The 19,443-nt window shown below is 34.1% G+C and carries 24 protein-coding genes; 20 read left to right on the top strand and 4 right to left on the bottom strand.

Annotation, left to right across the window (positions count from 1 at the left end; translation table 11 throughout):
- Positions 1-26 precede the first annotated feature (26 nt).
- Entirely contained in the window at positions 27-1,400 is a 1,374-nt protein-coding gene (locus tag H5968_RS12600; RefSeq protein ID WP_187040226.1) for an ATP-binding protein, read from the bottom strand.
- Positions 1,401-1,807: 407 nt separating this feature from the next.
- On the opposite strand from H5968_RS12600, the gene H5968_RS12595 reads away from it, so the two are divergent.
- Positions 1,808-2,128 carry a DUF3155 domain-containing protein gene (locus tag H5968_RS12595; RefSeq protein ID WP_096572014.1) on the top strand — a complete coding sequence of 107 codons (321 nt, stop codon included), beginning with the start codon at positions 1,808-1,810 and terminating at the stop codon, positions 2,126-2,128.
- Between the two features lie 411 nt (positions 2,129-2,539).
- Here H5968_RS12595 and H5968_RS12590 read toward each other — a convergent pair whose 3' ends face one another.
- Positions 2,540-3,070: a cofactor assembly of complex C subunit B gene (locus tag H5968_RS12590; protein ID WP_187040225.1), complete on the bottom strand. Its 531-nt coding sequence runs from the start codon at positions 3,068-3,070 to the stop codon at positions 2,540-2,542.
- 187 nt (positions 3,071-3,257) lie between these two features.
- Here H5968_RS12590 and H5968_RS12585 point away from each other — a divergent pair, with 187 nt between their 5' ends.
- Positions 3,258-3,827, top strand: a complete 570-nt coding sequence (locus tag H5968_RS12585) for a DUF3611 family protein (RefSeq protein WP_187040224.1) — start codon at positions 3,258-3,260, stop codon at positions 3,825-3,827.
- Between the two features lie 79 nt (positions 3,828-3,906).
- On the opposite strand, the gene H5968_RS12580 is transcribed toward H5968_RS12585, so the two are convergent.
- A complete protein-coding gene (locus H5968_RS12580) occupies positions 3,907-4,488 on the bottom strand; it encodes a Uma2 family endonuclease (RefSeq protein WP_187040223.1) in 582 nt (193 codons plus the stop codon).
- 362 nt (positions 4,489-4,850) lie between these two features.
- Between H5968_RS12580 and serS the strand changes: the two genes are divergently transcribed.
- The 18 genes from serS (at position 4,851) to H5968_RS12485 (ending at position 15,718) form a co-directional block, all read left to right on the top strand.
- A complete protein-coding gene (gene serS, locus H5968_RS12575) occupies positions 4,851-6,131 on the top strand; it encodes a serine--tRNA ligase (protein WP_187040222.1) in 1,281 nt (426 codons plus the stop codon).
- A 123-nt stretch (positions 6,132-6,254) separates the two neighbouring features.
- Positions 6,255-6,716: a nuclease-related domain-containing protein gene (locus H5968_RS12570; RefSeq protein ID WP_187040221.1), complete on the top strand. Its 462-nt coding sequence runs from the start codon at positions 6,255-6,257 to the stop codon at positions 6,714-6,716.
- On the top strand, positions 6,716-7,405 hold the full coding sequence (locus tag H5968_RS12565; RefSeq protein ID WP_187040220.1) for a hypothetical protein: 690 nt from the start codon (positions 6,716-6,718) through the stop codon (positions 7,403-7,405). The genes H5968_RS12570 and H5968_RS12565 overlap by 1 nt, the downstream gene beginning before the upstream one ends.
- Positions 7,406-7,774: 369 nt before the next feature.
- Positions 7,775-8,017, top strand: a complete 243-nt coding sequence (locus H5968_RS12560) for a hypothetical protein (RefSeq protein ID WP_137667124.1) — start codon at positions 7,775-7,777, stop codon at positions 8,015-8,017.
- Positions 8,010-8,393, top strand: coding sequence for a PIN domain-containing protein (locus H5968_RS12555; RefSeq protein WP_187040219.1), 384 nt, complete (start codon positions 8,010-8,012; stop codon positions 8,391-8,393). Before H5968_RS12560 ends, H5968_RS12555 begins: the two co-directional genes overlap by 8 nt.
- 424 nt (positions 8,394-8,817) lie before the next feature.
- Positions 8,818-9,072, top strand: coding sequence for a type II toxin-antitoxin system Phd/YefM family antitoxin (locus H5968_RS12550; protein ID WP_187040218.1), 255 nt, complete (start codon positions 8,818-8,820; stop codon positions 9,070-9,072).
- Positions 9,073-9,169: 97 nt separating this feature from the next.
- Positions 9,170-9,424 (top strand): DUF2281 domain-containing protein, encoded by a 255-nt coding sequence (locus H5968_RS12545; protein ID WP_187040217.1) that lies wholly within the window; start codon positions 9,170-9,172, stop codon positions 9,422-9,424.
- Positions 9,421-9,585 (top strand): hypothetical protein, encoded by a 165-nt coding sequence (locus H5968_RS12540; protein ID WP_187040216.1) that lies wholly within the window; start codon positions 9,421-9,423, stop codon positions 9,583-9,585. Before H5968_RS12545 ends, H5968_RS12540 begins: the two co-directional genes overlap by 4 nt.
- Positions 9,586-9,623: 38 nt before the next feature.
- A complete protein-coding gene (locus tag H5968_RS12535) occupies positions 9,624-9,935 on the top strand; it encodes a DUF433 domain-containing protein (protein WP_187040215.1) in 312 nt (103 codons plus the stop codon).
- On the top strand, positions 9,936-10,286 hold the full coding sequence (locus H5968_RS12530) for a DUF5615 family PIN-like protein (protein WP_187040214.1): 351 nt from the start codon (positions 9,936-9,938) through the stop codon (positions 10,284-10,286).
- Positions 10,287-10,626: 340 nt separating this feature from the next.
- Positions 10,627-10,833 (top strand): hypothetical protein, encoded by a 207-nt coding sequence (locus tag H5968_RS12525; protein ID WP_137669399.1) that lies wholly within the window; start codon positions 10,627-10,629, stop codon positions 10,831-10,833.
- A 177-nt stretch (positions 10,834-11,010) separates the two neighbouring features.
- A complete protein-coding gene (locus tag H5968_RS12520) occupies positions 11,011-11,238 on the top strand; it encodes a type II toxin-antitoxin system HicA family toxin (protein ID WP_187040213.1) in 228 nt (75 codons plus the stop codon).
- Between the two features lie 2 nt (positions 11,239-11,240).
- The gene (locus H5968_RS12515; RefSeq protein WP_187040212.1) at positions 11,241-11,462 is read left to right on the top strand and encodes a type II toxin-antitoxin system HicB family antitoxin; all 222 of its coding nucleotides are present in this window, start codon (positions 11,241-11,243) and stop codon (positions 11,460-11,462) included.
- A gap of 334 nt (positions 11,463-11,796) precedes the next feature.
- Complete coding sequence (locus H5968_RS25665; protein WP_255427116.1) at positions 11,797-12,090, top strand: DUF2281 domain-containing protein; 294 nt, start codon at positions 11,797-11,799, stop codon at positions 12,088-12,090.
- A 1-nt stretch (position 12,091) separates the two neighbouring features.
- Complete coding sequence (locus tag H5968_RS12500) at positions 12,092-12,535, top strand: DUF29 domain-containing protein (RefSeq protein WP_187040211.1); 444 nt, start codon at positions 12,092-12,094, stop codon at positions 12,533-12,535.
- Between the two features lie 216 nt (positions 12,536-12,751).
- Positions 12,752-13,846, top strand: a complete 1,095-nt coding sequence (rseP, locus tag H5968_RS12495; protein ID WP_137667130.1) for an RIP metalloprotease RseP — start codon at positions 12,752-12,754, stop codon at positions 13,844-13,846.
- Between the two features lie 168 nt (positions 13,847-14,014).
- Positions 14,015-14,683: an endonuclease III gene (nth, locus tag H5968_RS12490; RefSeq protein ID WP_370569766.1), complete on the top strand. Its 669-nt coding sequence runs from the start codon at positions 14,015-14,017 to the stop codon at positions 14,681-14,683.
- A gap of 69 nt (positions 14,684-14,752) precedes the next feature.
- A complete protein-coding gene (locus tag H5968_RS12485; protein ID WP_187040210.1) occupies positions 14,753-15,718 on the top strand; it encodes a hypothetical protein in 966 nt (321 codons plus the stop codon).
- A 38-nt stretch (positions 15,719-15,756) separates the two neighbouring features.
- On the opposite strand, the gene H5968_RS12480 is transcribed toward H5968_RS12485, so the two are convergent.
- Positions 15,757-19,368 carry a helicase gene (locus H5968_RS12480; protein ID WP_187040209.1) on the bottom strand — a complete coding sequence of 1,204 codons (3,612 nt, stop codon included), beginning with the start codon at positions 19,366-19,368 and terminating at the stop codon, positions 15,757-15,759.
- Positions 19,369-19,443: the final 75 nt, after the last annotated feature.

The following is a 19,443-nucleotide window of genomic DNA, read 5'->3' as shown; positions in this document are numbered from 1 at the left end:
CCCAGTCCCCAGTCCCCAGTCCCCAGTTAGCTATCACCTACTTCCGGCAACCAAATAATAAAGGTAGTTCCTGGATGTTTTGGGGAAGTAATATTTGAATTTAATGCAGGGCTGAAAACTTCGATTTCTCCTTGCATTTGTGCGATTAATTGTTTGGCGATCGCAATTCCTAAACCAGTTCCAGGAATTTCTGTTTGTGCTTGTACACCGCGATAATGTCTTTCTCCTAAATGCTGTAAGTCTTCTGGAGGAATACCAGGACCTGTATCACTAATAGCTAAACCTTGAAAATTAACTTTTTGCAGTCCGGTTTGAATCCAAATTTTCCCGCCAGCAGGGGTATATTTCAAGGCATTATCAATAATATTACTCAATACTTCTCTTAATGCTTTGATATTAGCTTTTACTAATGGTAAACTTTCAGGAATATCTGCTATTAATTCTAGATTTCTTTCTTGAGCAATAGCTTGAGCCGATATTAATAATGGTACTAATAAATCTTGTAAGTGACAATCAATAATATTTTCTCCTGTTCCTGGCAGTAATAGGGGTGGGTTAGCTGGTTTCTGCACAGAAGCTTCCACAACAATTTTGGATTCTGGCAGTTTAGACTCTGGCAGGGGAATGGGGGTTAAATCTGTATCTGTTAAGTCTATAACTTGATCAAATTGTTGTAATAATTCTTGTAGGCGATCGCTTTCCCTAACTATACTGGTGGCTACATCTCGGTTAGGATCTGCTGGCCGCAATCTTTTAAACAGCAGTTTCCCAAAGGTGCGAATAGCTGTTAAAGGGTTGCGAAACTGGTGTAAAAGATTATCCAATAAATCCCGTTGTTGTTCTTGCAGAAGTTGTTGTTGATGCAATTGTTGTTGTAACCAAACTTGACGCTGATCTAAAATACAGGCGATCGCTAGGGTTTTAGCTATGCGTTGAATTTCCCTTTCTTCCGATTCATTCCAAGGTCGATCTTCTCTTCCTGTCACCAATAACCCCATCATCACACTTTCATAAATCAGAGGTAACACAATTTGATTACCACTGAATATATATTCATCTTCTAAATTTGGTAGGGGTGTATTTGTATTTTCTGACTTCGGAGATGGAGGATCAGAAGCTGAACCTGCTGTCAATAACTTTCCCCTCTGGTCTGGTAATGCCAAAATTTTACTAAATTTTATTTGCTTGTTGTCTTGAGCCTGAACCAGATCCTCTGCTTGTTTTAATCTTACTGTCTCTGGGTAAACCACCACTGGAATTAATTGCGCCTCACCTGTGGAAGTGTCTACTAATTCTTGAGTTAAATAGACAACACTCAAAGACGCTCCCAGTCCTTGGGTTAACAGAGATATTTGCTCTTTGCATAGAGCAATAAAATCAGAACTAGCAGAAATTAACATTTTTAGTTCTTGCTCAGGATGATGGACTAGCAGCTGATAGCAGGTAACTGGGGACTGGGGATTGGGTTATTAATCTTCCCCTGCTCCCCCTACCTCCCCTGCCTTCTGCTGTACTAAATATTTTATAGCGTTTTCCAGTCTAATGAATTACACAGCAATTTATTCTCTGTTCCCTGTTCCCTATTCCCTAAGACCAAAAAACTTGATACATTTCCCAATTTCTAGTGATTTATACTGTAATGTACACGATACTTTGCTACTGATAATTTTTCTAAATTGCTAACAGATGACTTTAGTTGTATCAAAAGGTTAAAAACCATTGATTTTTTCAATTATAACTTATATAATTACGACGGGTTTTGTAGCTATGACTACAAACTTATAGCTTGAAAGAGGAGGACAATAGGTTGGCAAGGAGACGCAAACGGAAAAGTCGTCGTCGTCAGGAAGGACGACGGATTCTAGAACACGTACCTCAGTACAGCATAGAAAGTGGCGAAGATAAACCTGTGACAGCAGCGAGAAAATTCATTCAAGCTGAAGGTATCTTGCCTCCTGCCTTGCTACTTGTAAAACGCAACGAACACACTACAGACCGTTATTTCTGGGCGGAAAAAGGTCTGTTTGGCGCTCAATACGTAGAAGAGAATCATTTTCTATTTCCTAGTCTGAGAGTGTTGGAAACTCCAGCTAGTCAACAAGAATTAGTGGCTGTGGCAAGTCGCTAAGTTCTAAAATTATCTCTTACGCATTGAATCCTACTTCTTACTTCTGACTCTGACATTAATTAACTGGCAAAATTGATCAGTTTATGCAAAAATTCAATTTTTTTTAAGTTTGTAGCTGAACTGTCAGTAGAGCTAATTCAATTTAGATTGTCAAACCCTGTGCAGTTTTAGATTGCATGGTTTTATATCTAGGATAATCATACAGCAGGGAGTAGCAACAAAATCAAGCACACAAAAATATGTTTTGCTTAGATATAATGAGCTTTAATTGCCAAATGTATCTAAAAGCAAAACTACCCATATAAGATTTGGTGTGTTTCCTCCCTACTGTTCTCTTTCCTCAAAAGTCTGTCAGAAGTTAGCAGTTCATCATCAGTATGCGATTGTCAAGCCTAGACTAACAAATCAAGTTTAGTCAACCATTTTTAACTGTAATGCCTTTTGTAACTCAGCGAGTTCATCACGATGGGCGATGACAGTAATTATACTTGAGGAGTGTTGTTCATTTGGGGTAGACTCCATTTTGAGTGACACTTTCTCAAATCTTCCTGCTTTGCGCCAATAAAATATACCACTTAATGGTGACAGCAGGACTAAAACCAGGAAAAATGGACTGTGACTAGAAAAAAGCTGAGATAAAACCAAAGAGAGGCAAGCAAAACCAACTGCGGCTAAAATAGTTAAGAATATAGCTAAAAACCAGCTAGGTCTAACAAATCCTTCAAAATTCACCTGATTCCTTTCTTTATCTATAGATGTTACACGGTAGGAACGGGAGCGAAAATACTCCTTGAGTTGGTTCATCAAAGTAGCTTCATCCTGCTCAGAAGTTAAATGCGCTTGTTCGGTGCGGTCTTTTGTAGAAGCACGAATAAAGAAAAATAAGCCTACTGATAAAAGTAAAGTGAGTAGGAAAGTAGATTGCACAATAGTATTATCCATAATTAATTTGGACTTTTTGATCTGACATATACATTATCAATTATTCTGGAAGTTAAGGGAAGCAGTGATGAGTGACTGGTAATTGGTGATTGGTGACTGAGAATAATTGAGAATAATTATTTAATTATCCATTACCCATTACCTATTACCTATCACCTATTACCGAATATATTTAATATTTAGATTTATGACACAAAATTTTGAAACCCCATCCTCTAATATTAGAGCGATCGCCCAAATGTTTCGCCTAGCAGGTTGGATTAGTTTTTGGATACAATTAGTTTTAGGGGTAATTTCTGGTATAATAGTGATATTATTTGCCTTTTTTAGTCAAAGACCAGGAAGCCCTAGTAATAATCCCGGAACAGGCTTTGGTGTGTTTTTAGCAGTTTGTGGACTAATTGTTTTAGGTGCGGGTATTTACTTAGCCTATAGGTATACAACAATTGGCAAACAATTAGAATCCTCAAATCCTAGTAACCGTCCTCGTAAGCTGGAAAGTGTGCAAGTATTAAGATTAGGGTTATGGGTAAATTTAGGTGGAATTTTAGTCACACTGTTAGGAGCGCAAGCGATTGTAGGTACACTGGTTGCTAGGTCAATTTCGCCACAAGCAGTAACAACGCAATTATTTGACCCCACTCGGATTATTAGCGGTTTAGATATGCTTGTAGTACAGGCAAATATAAATACTGTATCAGCGCATTTTTCAGGACTTATAGCTTCACTGTTTTTATTAAATCGGATTACAAAGTAGGTTGGTAATGGGTGATTGATGATTGATGATTGGTGATTGGTGATTGGTGATTGGTGATTGGGATAAATGCTATTATTAATCATGGAAAATTAGGTACTTCTAAAATAAATCCTGGTAAAACATCTTCTCCTGATAAAGTGGTTGGTAATGATAGAATTTCTACTTGTTGATTTTGACGATAAATTTCTACTTGTTGATTTTGCGGATCAATTAACCAACCCAACCTTAAACCACTATTAAGATATTCCTGCATTTTCTCCTGTAATTGAGTTAAAGAATCGGTGCGCGATCGCAATTCTATAACAAAATCAGGACAAATTTTAGGGAATTTTTCTTGTTCTTCAATGCTTAAAGCATCCCAACGTTCATTAGCTACCCAAGCGACATCAGGAGAACGTTTACCACCATTAGGTAAAGTGAAAATAGTGGAAGAACTAAAGACTTTTCCTAGCTGAGTTTGACGATTCCAAATCACCAAATTTCCATTTAATTCCGCTTCTCTATTACCAGTAATTAAATCAGAACCAGGGAGAATAATTAACTCATCTTTTGCTGATTGTTCAATTTTCCAAACTTCGTTAAATTGACAGAGGTGAAAAAATTGTTCATCACTTAAACCGACATTTTTGATATTTAAAATTACTGGTTCAGATGTGATCATTGCTGAAAACTTCCTGATTTTGATATTATTTTATCATATTTTGTAGGTTGGGTTAAGTGATAGCGCAACCCAACAAAATCTTATCAATATCTTATTAATTTTGGGTTTCGTTCCTTTAAATGTTGGGTTTCGTTCCTCAACCCAACCTACATTCTATATTGAGATTTGAACGCAGATGAACGCAGATAAACGCGGATGAAAAAGGGATTTTGATTAATTTGATGATTTTGTGTGGTTATTGTATAAAACTGGTGTTAATAATAGATATGATTGATGATGCAAGAAATGGTTTAGCATTGCTAAACCTCTACGCTTAATCACCTCAATCGAGTATAATTGACAAAAACTCACAAAATTCACCAATGCTGGATATTAAACAAATTAGAGAAAACCCCCAACTGGTACAAGAAAAGCTGAATACTCGTAGTGGTAAATATGACATTCAGCCTATATTAGATTTAAGTCAAAAACAACGGGAACTGGAAGGAAAACGCAACGATTTACAAGCGCGGAGTAATGAAATTGGTAAACTGGTAGGACAAAAGATCAAATCTGGTGTTAGTCCGCAAAGTGAGGAAATTCTCGCTTTAAAGGAAGAAGGGAATAATATTAAAATCACATTAAGCGAATTAGAACCCCAGGAAAAAGAGTTAAAAGCGCAAATTCAAGATTTACTGTTAGCACTTCCTAACCTTCCTAGTGATTCTACTCCCATCGGTGCAAGTGAAGATGATAACCCAGAAGTGAGAAGATGGGGAGATGAATATAAACCGGAAAATCAGAATATTTTACCTCATTGGGAAATTGGGGAAAAATTGGGAATTTTGAATTTTGAAAGGGCGGTAAAAATTGCCCAAAGTCGGTTTGTCAGTTTGATAGGTGCGGGTGCTGCTTTAGAAAGGGCGTTAATTCAATTTATGCTTTCTAAGCATATTGAAAATGGGTATATTGAAGTTAGTCCACCGTTGTTAGTTAATACTGATTCTTTAACGGGAACTGGACAATTACCGAAGTTTGCAGAGGAAAGTTTTAAATGTGCAGATGATGAATTATGGTTAATTCCTACTGCGGAAGTTCCGGTAACAAATTTTTATCGGGGGGAAATTTTAAACGCGGAAGAATTACCGATTTATCACTGTGCATATACTCCTTGTTTTCGTCGAGAAGCGGGAAGTTATGGACGGGATATGCGGGGGTTAATTCGGTTGCATCAATTCAATAAAGTGGAGTTGGTGAAGTTAGTAAAACCGGAAGATTCTTTTGAGGAATTAGAGAAGTTAGTAGGAAGTGCAGAGTCAATTTTACAGGGTTTAAAATTGCCTTATCGAGTGATTAATTTATGTACTGGTGATTTAGGTTTTGGGGCAACTAAGACCTATGATTTAGAGGTTTGGTTGCCATCTTCTGGGAAGTATCGAGAGATTTCTAGTTGTTCTAATTGTGTGGATTTTCAAGCAAGAAGGGCGGATATTCGGTTTAAGGAAGCTGGTAAGAAAGGGACGCAGTTTGTACATACTTTAAATGGTTCTGGTTTAGCTGTGGGAAGGACGATGGCGGCGATTTTGGAGAATTATCAGCAAGCTGATGGGACGATTAAAGTACCGGAGGTTTTGCAGGTTTATTTGGGTAGGGAGGTTTTGTAGGTATTTTACCTATATAAAATTCTGTATAATCACTGTGAATAGTGGTTATACAGATAATTTTTTGTTAAAATACTATACTAGGCTAGGTGAAAAAAATATTAGATAAAATGTTGTAGGTACGTTATGGCAAATAGAATTTTTCCAAGTTGGGAGCAAATGGGCGAACTTCCTGATAAATTTACGGCTGGTGAGATTGCTTTGGCGAGATTCTTAGATAAGTATTTACCAGAAGAATGGCAAATCTACATTCAACCCTTTTTGAATGGTCATCGTCCAGATATTATAGTTTTTAATCCTTCTGTTGGTCTTACAATAATTGAAGTAAAAGATTGGAATTTAGTGCATTACCACTTTGATAAGGATACATTATTTGTATCTAACTCTAAAGGTAGCTATCCAATTAAAAATCCTGTTTATCAAGTAGAACAATATCGAGAAAATATTATTGGACAATTGATTCCAGATATCGGAGAAAAAGTTGACAAAACTATAAATGCACTGGGGTTAATTAAAACAGGTCTATATTTTCACAATGCAACAACAGCTTCAGCTAAAGAAACATTTAAGGATTTTTCAAAAGATTAGTGTGTGATAAAAAGCAGAATATATATGGTGTAGAGCTTAGTTGGATAGATGGATCTTTGAAAGGCAAAGGCACACAATTTAGAGGAGACTGGCGTAAGTTGGAAACAGTTTTTCGCTTGCCAGAGAAGGTAGCTATTGCTGCTGAAAAATTCAGTCTAATGTTCAATCTAAATCAGGAATTGAAGACTGAGAGAATTGTACAGCAAAGCTTGTTTGAACGCCCACTCAATCCTCACATTGTATGGCTTAACGTTGAACCAAATCAAAGATTGAAACTGATTTGGTACGCATTTAATCAACTGAAAGAAGAAGGATACAAAGCTTCAGATATGGTTATACTGCTACCAAATCATAAAATTGGTATGGAGTGTGTTAATCATTTTGAATCAAAAAATATATATGTAAATCATGTTTTTGATACTGAAAATGAGTCATCTCGCTATCATAAAAAATCATTTTGGATGGGTGATAGCAGGATAAAAATGTCCACAATTCATAGCTTCAAAGGATGGGAAATACTAAATGTAGTTCTATATATTGATGATACTTTTTGGGGTGATAATTCACAACTTGATGCCGTTATTTATACTGCAATAACTCGAACTCGTGAAAATTTAATTGTATTTAATGCTCACCCAAGATATACTGATTTTGGTAGCATATTGCCAAGTAAATGGAATGAACAGTAGTGAATTAACAAATTAAATTATTAGTGCGATCGCTCATCTCATAGAGTGCGTTAAATTTCATTAATGCACCGGTTTTTATTAAAATTTAACTGTCAGAATCAGGATAACCAGGATTAAAGGATTAACAGGATTAGATTTGATTTTGATATTCTGGAATATTAAAATTAGCGCAATTTCTGAAAATATAGATGAATATTAAAAAATCATCCTGTACATCCTCAAATCCTGGACATTATCTCGACTTACTTCGACTGCGCTCAGTACAGGTCGCGGTAGTTGAGCGTAGTCGAAACTCGATAACCACCTGATTCAGACAAAATGCACATTTTCTGATATAATTAATAAACTAATTAACCAATGGAGTTGACTATGATTACATTAGGTGTAACAGTAACTATAACCAGTGATGGCAAATTGTTAGTTGATTCTCCTGTAGATATCCCAAAGGGAGAATATAAAGCAGTTATTGTACTAGAAGATAACCCAATAAGTGATAATTTACATAATTCTGTAAAAAATGCCCAAGCTATTTTTAGAAAGTATATTCCACCTACTAGAAAACTATCTGAAGAATTAATTCAGGAACGGAGAGAGGAAACTTTAAATGAGTGAAGTTGTTTTAGATGCTTCCGCAATTTTAGCTTTACTCAATGAAGAACCTGGAAGCGAAGAAGTATTAAAATTTATTGATAAAGCTGCAATTAGTACGGTTAATTTATCTGAGGTGATCGCTAAATTAGCAGATGCAGGAATACCAGAAAATGATATTATTTTAATTATAAATAATCTGAATCTGGAGGTAATTGATTTTAATGAAGAACAAGCATTAAAAGCGGGAATTTTACGCCCAATTACTAAATCAATTGGACTTTCATTTGGTGATAGAGCTTGTTTAGCATTAGGTATTATTCTTAACCAACCTGTTTTAACTACTGATCGTTTATGGAGTAATATTAATGTGGGAGTTGAAGTTAGAATATTACGTTAAAATCCACTGTCAGAATCAGGATATCCAGGATTAATGGACTAACAGGATTATATTTGATATTGATATTCTGGGATATTAAAATTAGCGCAACTTCTGAAAATGTAGATGAATATTAAAAAACCATCCTGTAAATCCTCAAATTCTGGACATTATCTCGACTTACTTCGACTGCGCTCAGTACAGGTCGCTCGATAACCACCTGATTCTGACAAAATGCAACTTCTGAAAATGTAGAGGAATACTAAAAAAATATCCTGTAAATCCTCAAATCCTGGATATCCTGATTCTGACAAAATGCAACTTCTGAAAATACAGATGAATATTAAAAAACTATCTTGTACATCCTCAAATCCTGGAAATCCTGATTCTGACAATTCAATTTTATGCTATTATTTAATAATAATGTAATCTCAACAAAAAGATTATGATTTCAATCAATCAAGCACAACAACAACTACAGGATTTAATTGATTCAGTCAATCAATCCCATCAACCTATTATCATTGCTGGAGAAAATAGCAACGCAGTATTATTATCTGAAAGTGACTGGAAATCTATCCAAGAAACACTATATTTACTTTCTATTCCAGGGATGAGAGAATCAATTAAAGAAGGATTAGCAACACCTATTGAAGAGTGTGATGGTGAATTAGATGAATATGAAAAAACCATCCTGTAAATCCTCAAATCCTCGACATCCTGATTCAGACAAAAAGTGACAATCTATACTATAATATAATATAATATAATTACATTATAATCCTAGAGGTAACACTATGACTATTGAACAAGCAGTTTTAGAAAACTTGCGAGAATTACCAGCAGATAAACAACAAGAAGTTTTAGATTTTATTCAATTTCTCAAACATAAATTACCAGCAGAAAAACCTACTTTTAATTCTGACGGTGAAAATTTCTGGGAAATGACCTTGCGATTTCGAGAACGGATGGAAAGAGAGGGTATAGAATTTACAGATGAGGATTTTGCAAGTCTTAGAGATCGCAGTCCAGGACGAGAGGTAGAACTGTGAGTTTTCGTTTTCTTTTAGATACTAATATTATTTCGGAAATTAACAAAAAAATCCCAAATAAATTAGTAGTTGATAAAATGAATCTGTATCAAGATGAAGTAGCTACAGCTTCAGTAGTTATTCCTGGACATCCTGATTCAGACAAAAAAATGATATACTAAAATACAGTGATTCAAGCGAATTAGCTAAATAAAAAAATATGTTAACCCTGAATTACCCGCATATTGAAAAAACCGAGAATCAACCAGCAAGATTGCAGCGTTTTCCCAGAATTAGAGTAGCACAAATTGTCATGGATTATATTGCTTATGGTTGGTCAGTAGAAGAAATGTGTCGTCAACATCCTTATTTAACCCAAGCTGAAGCTCATGCTACTATGGGTTATTACTTTGACCACCAAGAAGAAATTGACCAAGAAATTAAAGAGGAATGGGAACAGGTACAACAAAGCAGACATGAATTAGCATCATCTCCATTTTACAACAGAATGAAAGCAAAAGGACTGTTGTAAATGACCATTGCTTTATATATGGATGTTCATGTACCTCAATCTATTACATCACAATTGCGTCGTCGGGGTGTGGATGTATTAACTGCTTTTGATGATGAAACCCAAGAACTTCCTGATGATAAATTATTAGAAAGAGTGACACAACTTAAACGAGTTCTATTTACTCAAGATATCCGTTTTCGAGTTTTAGCGGAAACTTGGCAAAAAGAAGGAAAACAGTTTTCAGGATTAATTTTTGGACATCAACTAGGTGGTACAATTGGTCAATTTGTGCAAGATTTAGAATTTATTGCTAAAGCTTCAGAGATTGATGAATGGATGAATGTCGTTGAATATATTCCTTTTAAATAATACTGCTCTTAGGGTGCGTTAATCAACTTTATTTAATGCACCATTTTTTATTATTTTTATAATATATTGCACTGTCAGAATCAGGATAACCAGGATTAAAGGATTAACAGGATTATATTTTTGATTTTGATATTTTGGAATATTTGAATTAGCGTAATTTCTGAAAATGTAGATGAATCTTAAAAAACATCGTGTAAATCCTCAAATCTTGGACATTATCTCGACTTACTTCGACTCCGCTCAGTACAGGTCGCTCGATAACCACCTGATTCAGACAAATTCCCATTACCATTAATAAAATGATATAATATCAACTACTAACTATAGCAATCATCAAACCATGCTAGAATTAATGCCATTATTAAATAAATTAAGTCGGGCTGAAAAATTACAAATTATCCAATATTTAGCCTCTCAATTAGTACAAGAAGAATCAGAATTAATTAAACCAGGAATGTCTTATCCTGTCTCCTCTCCTTATGATGCTTTTGAAGCTGCAAATATAATGTTAAAAGTGTTAGAAGCAGAAAATAGCAATCATGAATAATACACATAAATACTCATTTTTTATTAAAATTTAACTGTCAGAATCAGGATAACCAGGATTAAAAGATTAACAGGATTATATTTGATTTTGATATTCTGGGATATTAAAATTAGCGCAACTTCTGAAAATGTAGCTGAATATTAAAAAACCATCCTGTAGATCCTCAAATCGCGGAAAATGGTCAAAAAAGATAAACTGATTGAAAAATTAACAAATAGTCCCAATAATGCCAAATTCAGTGATATTCGTAAACTGTTAGAATTAGATGATTTTGTATTAGATAGAATTACAGGTAGTCATCATATCTTTATCAAAGATGATATAATTTTAGTAATTCCCGTACATAATAATCGGGTAAAATCAGTTTATGTTAAACGAGTATTAGAATTGATAGAAGGAGCGTAATTATGAATTATCCCATAGTTGTTTATCCCTGTGAGGAAGGTGGTTTTGTAGCTGAAATTCCAGCATTAAAAGGATGTTTAGCACAGGGAGAGACTTTAGAAGAAACATTACAAGAATTGATCATGGTCAGAGATTTATGGTTAGAAACAGCCGAAAAACATGGTCAAAAATTACCAGATGTTGAACGTGCTATTTCTCAGGTTAAAGCACTCAGTAATGTATAATTAACTGTCAGAATCAGGATAACCAGGATGAAAGGATTAACAGGATTATATTTGATATTAATATTCTGGAATATTTGAATTAGCGCAACTTCTGAAAAGAAATAATTTTTTGAATTTTGACTTTTGACTTCCCGAAGGGTGTCCTGATTCTGACAAAAATCTATTTCGCGCAAAGAAGATATCCTGTACATCCTCAAATCCTGGATATCCTGATTCAGACAAAATGCAATTTATGAAAATGTAGATGAATATAAAAAAACATCCTGCACATCCTGATTCAGACAAAAAGTTATAATCTATAATATAATTACATTATAATCCTAAAAGTAAAACTATGACTATTGAACAAGCAGTTTTAGAAAACTTGCGAGAATTACCAGCAGATAAACAACAAGAAGTTTTAGATTTTATTCAATTTATCAAACATAAATTACCAACAAAAAAATGTCGCATTCCTCCTAGTTCCATTGCTGGTAAAGGTAAAACATTAGGTGATATTGTTAGTCCTATTGTTCTGATTAGTAAAGATAATCCGTGGCAAAGTTTAATTGATAGCTTAGATCAATTTTCTGATGATTTTATGAATACTAGAGATCAACTTTATATTGATAAAAGAGAGGAATTTTAAAATGACATTAATATGGGATGAATTGGTATTTCAATCACCATACTTAGCAGTGGAAAAAGCAAAGGAATTGCTAAAGGAGGGAAAAATGGCAGAAGTTGATCAGATTTTAGAGAGTTTAGCAGCGTCAATGGGAAGATCAGAAAAAAGGGCAGTTATTAGTCAAGTAACTCGATTGATGTTACATATAATTAAATGGAAATGTCAACCTGAAAAACGCAGTGCTAGTTGGGTAATTTCCATTCGTTCAGCAAGGAGAGAAATTGCTGATAGTCAGGAAGAAATGCCTAGTCTTAATAGAGAGTTTTTAGAGTCTATTTGGGATAAGTGTTTTACATCTGCTAAACAAGATGCTAGGGATGAAATGGGGAAAAAACCGGAAATTACTGCTTTAACTTGGGAGGAGGTTTTTGAAGAAAATTATACAATGTGGGAGGATGAAAAATAAATGAATCATCCTGTAAATCCTCAAATCCTGGATATCCTGATATGACTGGCGCTACGCTATCAGACAAGTTTCGCTCAAAACCTGGAAATTAGCAAAATTACCATAACTTGCGCTTTTCTTTGCAATTGACAATAAATAACAGCAGATTTTGTTTCTGAGTCCATTCCCAAACTACAATAGAAATATATATCCGAAATATTTTGACTTATTTGCTCTATGTCAGTTTTAGCAGCGATCGCAGTTTTGGCTATTTTGATCTTAGTACACGAGTTAGGACATTTTATAGCCGCACGTTCTCAAGGTATCTACGCTAACCGCTTTTCTTTGGGTTTTGGTCCCACCCTGTTAAAGTACCAAGGATCACAGACAGAATACACCATTCGCGCTTTCCCCTTGGGTGGGTTTGTTGGTTTTCCCGACGATGATCCAGATAGCGCAATTCCTCCCAATGATCCCAACTTATTGCGGAATCGTCCTATTTTAGATCGGGCGATCGTTATTAGCGCCGGTGTGATAGCAAACTTAATATTTGCTTATTTTGTTCTCGCTTTGCAAATAGGTATTGTTGGTATACCCCAAGAATTTCAATATCAACCTGGTGTACTTGTCAAACCTGTTAATGAACAATCAATAGCTTACCAAGCTGGTATTCGCGCAGGTGATATTGTTATCAGCGTCAATGGTCAGGAATTAGCTGCTAGTAAAGATTCTACCTTATTGCTGACTAAAGAAATTCAAACCCATCCAAATCAACAACTTAACCTGAAAATTCAGCGTCAAAATCAAGAAATAGCTTTAAAATTAACTCCTACAGAAAGTGCTGATGGTAAAGGTTTAGTAGGAATTGAACTAGGACCAAATGGAGAAGCTGTTTATCGTCGTCCCCAAAATCCCATAGAAATTTTCAGCGTTGCTGCTGATAGATTTCAACAGCTATTTATTGGTACAATCAAAGGATTTGGACAGCTAATAACTAATTTTCAACAAACAGCAAGTCAGGTTTCAGGACCTGTGAATATTGTGAAAATTGGTGCTAAATTAGCAGCAGATAATAGTGCAAATTTGCTATCTTTTGCAGCAATTATTAGTATTAATTTAGCCATCATTAATATTTTACCTCTCCCTGCTTTAGATGGTGGACAATTAGCTTTTCTTTTGATTGAAGGTTTACTTGGTAAACCCTTACCAGCAAAAATTCAAGAAGGTGTCATGCAAACAGGTTTAGTCCTACTTTTAGGATTAGGTATTTTCTTAATTTTCAAAGAAACACTGCAACTAGATTTTGTGCAACAAATATTCCAGAACTTGTAAGCAAATGATCTCGTGATCTCGTTCCCAGTCTGAGACTGGGAATGCGATCTAGAGGTTCTACCTCTATTTGACAAAAAAGGCAGAGTCTTATACAATTCATTCCCATACTCTGTATGGGAACAAGAAATAAGTTAAATTTCAAATAAAATAAATTCAAATATTATTGATGTGACTACTAAAAAATTATCAAAATCATCAAAAAAGCAACGCGCTTTAGAAATTCTCTCTCGTCTCCATCGTCTTTATCCTGATGCGACTTGTTCTTTAAATTATCAAACTCCTGTACAATTATTAGTAGCAACAATTCTTTCTGCACAATGCACAGATGAACGAGTGAATAAAGTTACTCCAGCTTTATTTAGTCGGTTTCCTGATGCAGAAAGTTTAGCAAATGCGGATATTTTTGAATTAGAAGAATTAGTCCGTTCTACGGGTTTTTATCGCAATAAAGCGAAAAATATCAAAGCTGCTTGTCGCATGATTGTTGATGATTTTAACTCAGTTGTTCCCAATAAAATGGAAGAATTATTAAAACTTCCCGGAGTTGCGAGAAAAACTGGAAATGTGGTTTTAGCGCACGCTTATGGTATTAATGCAGGGGTGACTGTAGATACTCACGTCAAGCGGTTAAGTCAAAGATTGGGGTTAACAAAAAATACTGAACCTATTAATATTGAAAAAGATTTAATGAAATTATTACCCCAACCAGAATGGGAAAATTGGTCTATTCGTTTAATATATCATGGTCGTGCAGTTTGTAAAGCACGTTCTCCTGGTTGTGATGTTTGTGAGTTGGTTGATGTGTGTGCGAAGAATTTAACGAATGGAGATAATTAAATTATAATCAAATTGTTTATAATCAATTTTTAATCAATCTAAAATCCCAAATCTACAATCCAAAATTCCATGACTCGGTTTATTCATGATCAGTTTGCAAAACAATATCTAACAGAGATATTTACACCCTACGGAAAAGTAGAAGTCAGTCAAGATATTATCTCAGAAAAAAGACAGATAGACGTATTATTTACCCCATCTTCAAATCCTGAAAACATCGAAAAATTAGGACTATTGGGAAAAATGGGAATTCATGCAACTTCCGTAGTTTTTGAACCATTTCGTAACCCCGTTGATAGAAGTGAAATCAGAAGTTGTAAGGGTAAACTATTTGATATTCATGCAAACTTAGAAAGACAAGCAAAACGCAATAATACCCGCATTAGTGAAAACCAATTACCATTTTTATGGATATTCACACCTACTGCATCAGAGGAAATATTCAGAGGTATTGATCTGAGTTTAGATTATCAAACATGGGGTAAAGGAGTTTATTTATTAGACGAAGTATCAAGGACAGGTATTATCGTTATTCACCAGTTACCCAGTACACCAGAAACCTTATTTTTAAGGGTATTAGGTAGGGGTAGGGTACAGAGAAAAGCAGTGGAAGAGTTAGAAGCATTAGCTAACAATAACCCACAGTTAGAGAATGTTATACAATTAGTACATGACTTAATAGCCATGTTATCAGCCAGACAGCAAAAAGAAAAGGATATTGATCAAGATGATCAGGAGTTGATTATGAAATTATCAGAAATGTATCAGGAATTATTAGAACAAATGAAAGAAGAAAAGCGACAAGAAGGAATACATCAAGGGAGAGAAGAAGGGAGAGAAGAAGGAAGAGAAGAAGGAGAAAAAAGAGAACGTCGCGCGATGGCCGAAAGTATTTTACAGGTGCGTTTTGGTAAGGTTGATGATGATTTAGAACAAGTGATTGATAAAATCATTACTCTAAATAGAGAAGAATTTACACCCTTACTTTTGCAATTATCCCGTGAGGAATTATTAGGAAGACTTAAAGAAGATTAATAAAATCAGATCCCCGACTTCTTAGAGAAGTCGGGGATCTAGGAATTTTGAGAAAGAATTAAATTGAGAACATTTAACTCTTGAGAATTTAACAAATATTTTTCCGTAAACAATTTATTTCTCATTTCCTCCAAACTATAACTTCTAAATACCACAAAGGGAAATTCTTTGTAATTATGTCCTATGGGTAAAATATTACCTACAGGATATAAAGAACGAATATATATAGATAGGATATCTTTAAAACGTTGATCTTCCGGTTCTTCTGGTTTATTTTCAAAATATTCTTTCATCACTTCCCCACTAATAAATGCAAATAACGGTAAAGCGTAATATTGATCTGTATTTTGACTTTTTTGCAGATAATTCTGGGTTTTTGCAGGTGCATTAATTAACTTTTCTACTAATTCTATTGCATCTTTTACCGCAGAGGTAAGACTTTCCGGGTAGATTTGATTTTTACTAATGCTTTTTAAATTATTCCATAGTTCTATATTTGCATAGTTTTGAATATCCAAAAACCGCATTTGATAAGATTCTTCAATTTTTGGACTGGGTACAATTAATAAACCACCATTAATATAACCTAATTCTAAAGGTGTAAAATCTAATAATTTATCAAAAGTTTTCGCAACTTCTAAAAATGTATTATTAAAATTTTCCCGAATCTTTAAATAACTCTCTTCTGCATTTTTCGCAACGATAAAATCACCATCACCCATTAATAATTCTAGTTTGGTGTATGCGTCTTTTAAGGAAGTGTGACTTTTATTACGGTTATATTCTTTTTTCATTTGGGTAATGAGATTTTCGATTTTACTAGAAAAACTTTCTCCCGCAGCAAAAACTGATTTTCCACCGATGGGGATAAGTAAATAATTCTTTCTCCCAATATTACCATAACCTTGAATCCTAGTCATGATAGATGCTTTAAGAATGATGAGAAGATTTAGTAAATTTAGAGAGTTTTCTTTAATAGATAATTCTGGATCATCTTGATAATAAACTGAACGTTCAGCTAAATAAAATGTGAGGTATTTATCTTGACTATCTATGATATCATTTCCCCGTCCTCGGTAAATTACCTGAATTATTTCCATTAAATTTTTTTCAATTTCAAATTTGGGAATTTCGACTAATATATGTTTCGCTTTAGGAAAGGATAAACCGCGACTACCAGAAGCAGTCATAAATACAACCTTGACGTTTTCTTGATGTAGTTTAATTTCTTGTTTTTCTACTTCGGAAATATTCGCGTGTATTTCTAGGAAGTGGGTATTTTTGACAAAGTTATCTCTTCCTAACTCTGACTGAATTTTATCAATCAGTTCTGATAATTTAGGTTTATTTTGGATATAAACTATAAATTGTTCAATATCGGATTTTTGGAAGATAATTTTAATATCTTTTAAAATTTCTTCCTGGGATTTTTTCTCTAAATCAGATTTATCTCTTAGTTTAATTCTATCAGTAAAACGACAAGATTCGACAATTATTTGATAATTAATAGTAAGACTTTTTGCAGGATAGGTGTTAGTATTAATAATGATAGCGGGTGAACCTTTAAATGTGAAACTTTCTACAGATAGAGGTTGAATGTTTGATTCTGCTTTTCTAAAATAAACCTTATTTGGTTCGGGGGAAGTATCTTCTAAATGTTGACAAATGACATTTTTATCAACAATAGAAGCATCTGCGACGATGATTTTAGTATTAAAACCATTTTCTGGGTTTGTTAATTTATAAGTTTTAACCATTTTTTTAATTCCCTCTAAAAATTCTACTCCTCCTTCATCTCCGGTAATTTCATCTATCATAATAAATAGATGTTTGATGCGACGGGATATATTTCGCATTTTTTCAGGAAATACTTTATTGTCACTTTTTCTATATGCGTCTTGAAAGATTTTTTCTAAATGTTGTAAAGTATCACCATAGTCTGTTTTTTTTAAAGACTGGGTAGAAGCGGTAGCGATAATTTGATTAGATTTTTGATATTTGATCAGGTAATATAACCCTTCACAAATACTTTGTAAAACTCCCTTGTTTTTTGTTCCCATATCCTGAAAAGTATCATCTGTAATCTGTTGCAGTCTGTCTTTGCGTCGAGATTTTCGTTCAATATTTTCACTGTTGAGAAAATGCACATTTTCCAAAGTAAAATCTTCTTCATGTTGGTTTGATGTATAAGCAACTGAGAGTTTACCAGAGTTATCTTGAATCAAATTACTATGAGTATTAATAGCAAAAATTTGATCATTTACTAATCTTCCAGTTTTGCGATCTTTGAATTTTTCAATGATATCAAGATTGACTTGTTTCCGGGGACTGACGTATAATAATAGGAAACCATCATTTTGATATTGTGTGAGAAAATCAACGATAGCAGTAGTTTTTCCGATTCCGGGATTTCCTGTTAAGAAAATGTAGGTATTTTCAGAAAGTAAATATCTTTTAATTAGTTGGTTGTGCGCTTGTCTAAAATTGGGATTTTCGGTTAAATTTAAACTAGAAATTAACTCAGATGGTACGGGAGAAACAGAGTTATAAAAATCGGTGATGGTTTCTGTGTGACGTGGTAAAATATTGATGGTATTGGGGGTAATGTTGAGGAGAGAGTCAACCAGTTTTCTACCTTGTTGAAAACTGCGATATGCGTTGATTTGGATTTTTTGTAAAACGCGATAACGTGCGTCGGTGATTTCTTCCTTTTTATCATGTTCTTGATAAATTTGATAACAAGTGTGAAAAAGTTCTAGATTATTTCCAGGAATAGAGATAGTATTAAAAGAGCGATCGCTATATCCCACCGCATTACAAACCAACCTAGAAATATCAGGAAGAAAAGAATTTGCTTGTAAAAACTGACAGAAACTATAAATATAACTACCCGCTTGAATTAATTTAGCACTTTCCTTATCCTTAGATTTAAAAGCGGTAAAATACTCCTTTAAACTGGGAGAAAAATCTAAACCCAAAGATTCGGTATCAATACGCAACTTAGAAAACACACTTTTAGAACGTAAATAATTGATATCTCGTAATAACAAACCTCTGATAATTTCCACATAATCAATATTTTGTAAATCCTCATCAGTGTGAATAGAAAATACCGACAAGTCAAGACATAAAACCCGGTAATTATTTTTATATTTCAACAACATCAAACTATCTGCATTGAGAAAATCACCACCTTGTTTATAATTTTGAATATCCCCAGAAGTGACATTTACATTTTCAAACTGAGAGAGAACATTTTTGAACCATTGTATTTCATCAACTTCATGAGTACCAATACTATTTTCACCATTAAACCGACATTGAAAATAAATAACTTCCAGATTTTGCAAGTTTGCTTTTTCACGACATCCCAGAGATTTAAGATACTCCCGAAAGAAATTTAACCCACACAAAAAACCCTTCTGTACAAAAAACTGACACCAAGTTTCTGCAATTTCTCTTTCTAACTTACCAACAACCTTCTTCACAATATTTTTTGTAATTTCTGCAAACTTGAGATTTTGCAACTCCTGACTATACAAATCACCAAAATAATTTTTAATATTATTCTTATGGATATAAGACAAAATCCCAATATTAAAACCCATTTCAAACAATCTTCCCAAATCATCCGCTATTTGTGCAGTCATTTTTTACTCCTTATAAAAACCCTCAAAAACCTCTTTTCTCTGTGAACTCTGTGTCTCTGCGGTTCGTTTTTATAA

Source organism: Sphaerospermopsis sp. LEGE 00249 (assembly GCF_014299995.1).
In the GTDB taxonomy this organism is placed as follows: domain Bacteria; phylum Cyanobacteriota; class Cyanobacteriia; order Cyanobacteriales; family Nostocaceae; genus Sphaerospermopsis; species Sphaerospermopsis kisseleviana.
This window is presented reverse-complemented; position numbering and strand designations above follow the sequence as displayed.